This is a genomic window from Robertmurraya massiliosenegalensis JC6, from assembly GCF_000311725.1.
Taxonomy (GTDB): Bacteria; Bacillota; Bacilli; order Bacillales; family Cytobacillaceae; genus Robertmurraya; species Robertmurraya massiliosenegalensis.
On record NZ_HE978512.1, the window covers coordinates 132,561 to 137,507 of the forward strand.

A 4,947-nucleotide genomic window follows, 5' to 3' on the forward strand; every position below is an offset into this window, starting at 1 on the left:
GAGAATGTTTGTCTCATGAAGAGCTCATGGAACATAAGTTGAGCACATTCTTAGAGAAAGTATGTCTCATGAAGGGTTCATGGAACATAAGTTGAGCAGATTCACAGAGAATGTATGTCTCATGAAGGGTTCATGTGACATAAGTTGAGCACATTCTTAGAGAATGTATGTCTCATGAAGGGCTCATGGAACATAAGTTGAGCACATTCTTAGAGAATGTTTGTCTCATGAAGGGCTCATGGAACATAAGTTGAGCACATTCTTAGAGAAAGTATGTTTCATGAAGGGCTCATGGAACATAAGTTGAGCAGATTCACAGAGAATGTATGTCTCATGACCCAAGAAAGGACAAAGCAGGCTCTAAGAAAACAAAGTACATACAAAAAAGGCAATCCGTATTTAAAATACGAACAGCCTCCATTAGTTTCCAAAACACTTATTTTGTTTTCTTCCCGTAAATCGGATCATCTGCCCATCTTTCGGCAAGCTGTTCCTTTGTGTAAATAACCCTCATCGGATTTCCTCCGACGAAGGCTCCTTCTGGGACGTCCTTATGAACGAGCGTTCCTGCTGATACGAGGGCGCCATCACCAATCGTGACCCCGGGTAGGATCGTTGAATTGGCACCAATCATCACTTCGCTCCCAATATGTACTGCACCAAGACGATACTCTTTAATCAAATATTCATGAGCTAAAATCGTTGTATTATAGCCAATCACCGTATTTTTCCCAACACTAATTTTCTCAGGAAACATAACATCGAGCATGACCATCAACGCAAAAGAAGTTTGCTCCCCAACCTTCATCCGTAAAAAAGTGCGATAAAGCCAATTTTTCATTCCAAGAAACGGCGTATAGCGAGCTAATTGGATGACGATAAAATTTTTCACAACCTTCCGGAACGGAACCGTTTTGTACACATGCCATAAGGAATTCGCTCCTTCGACAGGATAACGGGTTGTTTTACGCATGCTCTCTTACTCCTACAATTTCAAGTAAATCACGCATATTTTCAAGCATATAGTCAGGGTTGTATTGTTCTAGGAAGTCTTTCCCTTTCAATGACCATGCTACTCCCGCTGTTTTCGTTCCAGCATTCTTTCCGCCAACAATATCATGAAAGTTATCACCGACCATGATCGCTTCTTCTGGCTTTGAATCAAGCTGCTCTAACGCCTTCAAAACCGGTTCCGGATCAGGCTTCGGTTTTGTTACATGGTCAATCGCAACTATTACATCAAAGTAGGAATCAAGCTTCGTTAACGCTAGACCTTTTTTTACAACAGCTAAACGTTTCGTTGTCACAATGCCTAATTTAAAGCCCTTTTCTTTAAGTGTTGCCACTGTTTCCTTGACCCCTTCAAATTCAGTTACAAGGGCATCATGGTTTGCTAAATTAAAGGTTCGGTATACATCCGTCATTTCTTCCACTTTTTCCTCATTCATTGATGCGAATGTTTCCGTTAAGGTTGGACCCATAAAGGGGAGAACATCTTCCCTTTTGTAGTCTCCAGGATAATATTGCTCTAATGTGTGTAAAAAAGATTGGATAATTAGTTCATTTGTATCAATTAATGTACCATCTAAATCAAATAATAATGTCGTAATGTTAGAACTCATAGGTCGTTTCCTTTCTTCTTGCAATTTCAATCCGATTCCAATAGAATGCCACAATTGCTGTAACTAGGATCGCCATCACTAAACGAATCAATAGAAGTGGCCATACCGGAATCCCTAAGGGGGCAAAAATCAATGTGTCTTCCACTACTGCGTGGCAAGCTCCTAAAAAGATGATCGCAAGGGTGACATCCTTTTTGCTAACTCCATCCTCTTTCACAGCTTGAATCATCACCCCAGCTCCATAAGCAAGACCAAATAAAAGCCCTGCTGCTAGAGTAGTAGATGTATTGGGCTGCATCCCTAACATACGTGTGACAGGAGACATCCATTTCGAAAACTTCTCAAGCCACTTTAAATCTTTTAAAATTTGAATGACGACCATTAGTGGAATCACTACGATCGCAAGCTGAAAAATACCGATTCCTGCTTTTTGCAGTGCATCCACGCTTATGCCCCATATGCCTGAAACGGTTTCTTGATCGCCCTGTTGAATGAGACCATACTTCGCTAATTCGCCTCCACCCTTCCAAACAAGGTTGATCACAATCCCCGACAGGAGCGCAAGTCCAATGCGAACAACAAGAGCAATCCACAGTTTTACCCCAACCCTTGTTACCACACTGGATTCTACCAGCAAGTTATGGGAAAAGGACATCATCACTGCGATGATAAAAACCTCTTTTACCGTTAGATCGAGCGTAAGAATCGCTCCAATCGCAGCATAAATATTAAGAAAATTACCGATCACTAGCGGGATCGCTGCATCACCAGATAGTCCAAATACACTCATCAGCGGTGCGATTAAATCGATCAGCCACGGTAACACCGGTGTATGTTGGAGAAAGGTCACAATAAGCGTGACTGGAAAAATAATTTTTCCTAAAGACCAAACTGTCTGCAATCCTACCTTTAAACCTTTAGTTAGCGACTGAACCCACATAATCCTGCTCCTTTTTTAGGATGATGATTGATCCAAATATCTTTTGTTTGAATAGCCCTTTGTTCTTCTATAAATAAGAAGAGCAATTGCACCAATTATGAGCGCAATCGAAATCGTTTGTGCGATCCGCAAGCTATCCGTCAGCATTAAGCTATCCGTTCTCATTCCTTCGACAAAGAAGCGGCCTATTGAATACCAAATGACATAAGACAAGAACATCTCACCGCGACGTAAATTCACACGTCTTAACAAAATTAATAGAATAAACCCTAAGAAATTCCACACCGATTCATATAAAAAAGTAGGATGGTAGTACGTACCATTTATGTACATTTGATTAATAATAAACTCCGGTAAATGTAAATTTTCCAAAAATGCACGAGTTACTTCTTCACCATGTGCTTCTTGATTCATAAAGTTTCCCCAGCGACCGATCGCCTGACCAAGAATAATACTCGGTGCGGCAATATCAGCGATTTTCCAAAATGAGATATTTCTCTTTTTCGCAAATACATAGGCCGTCACAACAGAACCAATTAAAGCACCATGAATGGCGATACCACCATTCCAAATTTTAATAATGTCACCAGGATTTTGAGCATAATATTCCCACTCAAAAATGACATAGTAAAGGCGTGCTGAAATAATCGCAATGGGAATAGCCCATAACATTAAATCTGGGAATAAATCCTTTTGTAATCCTCTTTTTTCCCCTTCTCTCATAGCAAGCATAAGAGCTAAAGCTAAGCCTAGCCCGATAATAACCCCATACCAATGGACCGTAATCGGACCGAGCGAAAACGCAATCGGGTCAAGTGGTTGTATATTTTCTTCCATCTAACTCTCTCCTTTGACTATTTCTTTTATCTATCTTCTACATCTCCATCTTCAATGACATCTGATAAACGACTGGCAAATTGCTCAGCTGCATTGACACCCATTTTTTTGAGGCGAAAGTTCATCGCAGCCACTTCAATGATAACAGCTAAGTTACGTCCTGGTCGAACTGGAACCGTTAACTTTGTCACCGATGTATCGATAATTCTCATCGTTTCCTCATCAAGACCTAATCGATCGTACTGCTTCGTTTGATCCCATAGCTCTAAATTGATGACGAGAGAGATTTTTTTAAAGCTTCTAACCGCACCTGCACCAAAGAGGGTCATCACATTAATAATCCCCAGCCCGCGAATCTCGAGTAAATGTTCAATTAACTCTGGTGAGTTTCCAACCAACGTGTCCACATCTTCTTGGCGAATTTCTACGCAATCATCGGCAACAAGACGATGACCTCTTTTTACAAGTTCCAATGCTGTTTCACTTTTACCAACACCGCTTTTACCCGTAATGAGGACGCCAACTCCGTATATATCTATGAGTACTCCGTGCACAGCTGTTGTCGGAGCGAGTTTTGTTTCTAAAAAGTTGGTGAGACGACTTGAGAAACGGGTCGTCTTAATATTTGAACGTAAAACAGGCACTGCCTCCCGTTCAGAAGCCTCGATTAGCTCATCCGGTACAGGTAAATCTCTTGTTACAACAATTGCTGGTGTAATATCTGTACATAAACGTTCCAGTCGCTCAGAACGAATTTCAGGATCGAGCTTTTGAATAAAAGTTAATTCCGTTTTCCCGAGCAACTGCACTCGTTCAGCCGGGTAATAATCAAAAAATCCAGCTAATTCAAGTCCAGGTCTGGAAATATCCGTCATCGTAATAGGGCGATTAATCCCCTCTTCACCACTGATTAATTCAAGCTTAAATTTGTCTAAAATATCCTTTGCTCGTACCTTTTGCACTGGAACTCCTCCTTGATGATTTAAATATGATCTATGAATGGTCTAAATTTTTTGGTCTATGTATAATCCTTTAGGAAAGTTTCACTCTATTTTAGCACTTTTTTCTGAATAACCAAATTCCTCGGCATTAAATTATCGGGACCATATCCTTTTTTTTCACTTAAACATATTATAAAAATGAATATATTTCCAATAGGTTCGGAATTTACAATGAAAAGGAGTGTGAAAATGAGATGAAAATCATGTTGGATGCAGGACACGGCTACAATACCCCCGGAAAAAGAAGCCCGGATGGCATGCGAGAATACGAATTTAACAGAGTTGTAGCAAGTGAAACGAAGGCCATTTTAGAAACATACAAAGACGTCACCGTGTATTTTTCCCATTCGGATACAAAGGATGTTTCGCTCCAGGAAAGAACGGACAAAGCGAACCGATTAGCGGTGGACTGCTTTGTTTCCATCCATGCGAATGCGTTTGGGACTGGCTGGAACGATGTTAGCGGGATTGAAACATACGTCTATACATCAAAGCCAAAAGTCGCAACAGAACTTGCCTCTAAAGTACAAAAAAATCTAGTTGTCGC

At 40.7% G+C, this 4,947-nt stretch carries 6 protein-coding genes; 1 reads left to right on the forward strand and 5 read right to left on the reverse strand.

Annotated features, from left to right (window positions below; all coding sequences use genetic code 11):
- Positions 1–436 precede the first annotated feature (436 nt).
- Genes BMSHG_RS06875 through hprK form a run of 5 tightly spaced genes read right to left on the reverse strand, consistent with a single transcriptional unit; the run spans position 437 to position 4,361 of the window.
- Entirely contained in the window at positions 437–973 is a 537-nt protein-coding gene (locus BMSHG_RS06875) for an acyltransferase (protein ID WP_019153700.1), read from the reverse strand.
- A complete protein-coding gene (gene ppaX, locus BMSHG_RS06880; RefSeq protein ID WP_019153701.1) occupies positions 966–1,622 on the reverse strand; it encodes a pyrophosphatase PpaX in 657 nt (218 codons plus the stop codon). The genes BMSHG_RS06875 and ppaX overlap by 8 nt, the downstream gene beginning before the upstream one ends.
- Positions 1,612–2,562, reverse strand: a complete 951-nt coding sequence (locus BMSHG_RS06885; protein ID WP_019153702.1) for a nucleoside recognition domain-containing protein — start codon at positions 2,560–2,562, stop codon at positions 1,612–1,614. Before BMSHG_RS06885 ends, ppaX begins: the two co-directional genes overlap by 11 nt.
- Before the next feature lie 15 nt (positions 2,563–2,577).
- A complete protein-coding gene (lgt, locus tag BMSHG_RS06890; RefSeq protein WP_019153703.1) occupies positions 2,578–3,399 on the reverse strand; it encodes a prolipoprotein diacylglyceryl transferase in 822 nt (273 codons plus the stop codon).
- Positions 3,400–3,425: 26 nt separating this feature from the next.
- Positions 3,426–4,361, reverse strand: coding sequence for an HPr(Ser) kinase/phosphatase (hprK, locus tag BMSHG_RS06895; protein WP_019153704.1), 936 nt, complete (start codon positions 4,359–4,361; stop codon positions 3,426–3,428).
- 233 nt (positions 4,362–4,594) lie between these two features.
- Between hprK and BMSHG_RS06900 the strand changes: the two genes are divergently transcribed.
- Positions 4,595–4,947: N-acetylmuramoyl-L-alanine amidase (locus tag BMSHG_RS06900; protein ID WP_026073356.1), on the forward strand; the 353-nt coding region annotated here is incomplete at its 3' end.

Bases quoted from the DNA above. Each gene is read 5' to 3' on its own strand.
- BMSHG_RS06885 (WP_019153702.1), bottom strand. From the start codon at position 2,562: ATGTGGGTTCAGTCGCTAACTAAAGGTTTAAAGGTAGGATTGCAGACA.
- ppaX (WP_019153701.1), bottom strand. From the start codon at position 1,622: ATGAGTTCTAACATTACGACATTATTATTTGATTTAGATGGTACATTA.
- lgt (WP_019153703.1), bottom strand. From the start codon at position 3,399: ATGGAAGAAAATATACAACCACTTGACCCGATTGCGTTTTCGCTCGGT.
- BMSHG_RS06875 (WP_019153700.1), bottom strand. From the start codon at position 973: ATGCGTAAAACAACCCGTTATCCTGTCGAAGGAGCGAATTCCTTATGG.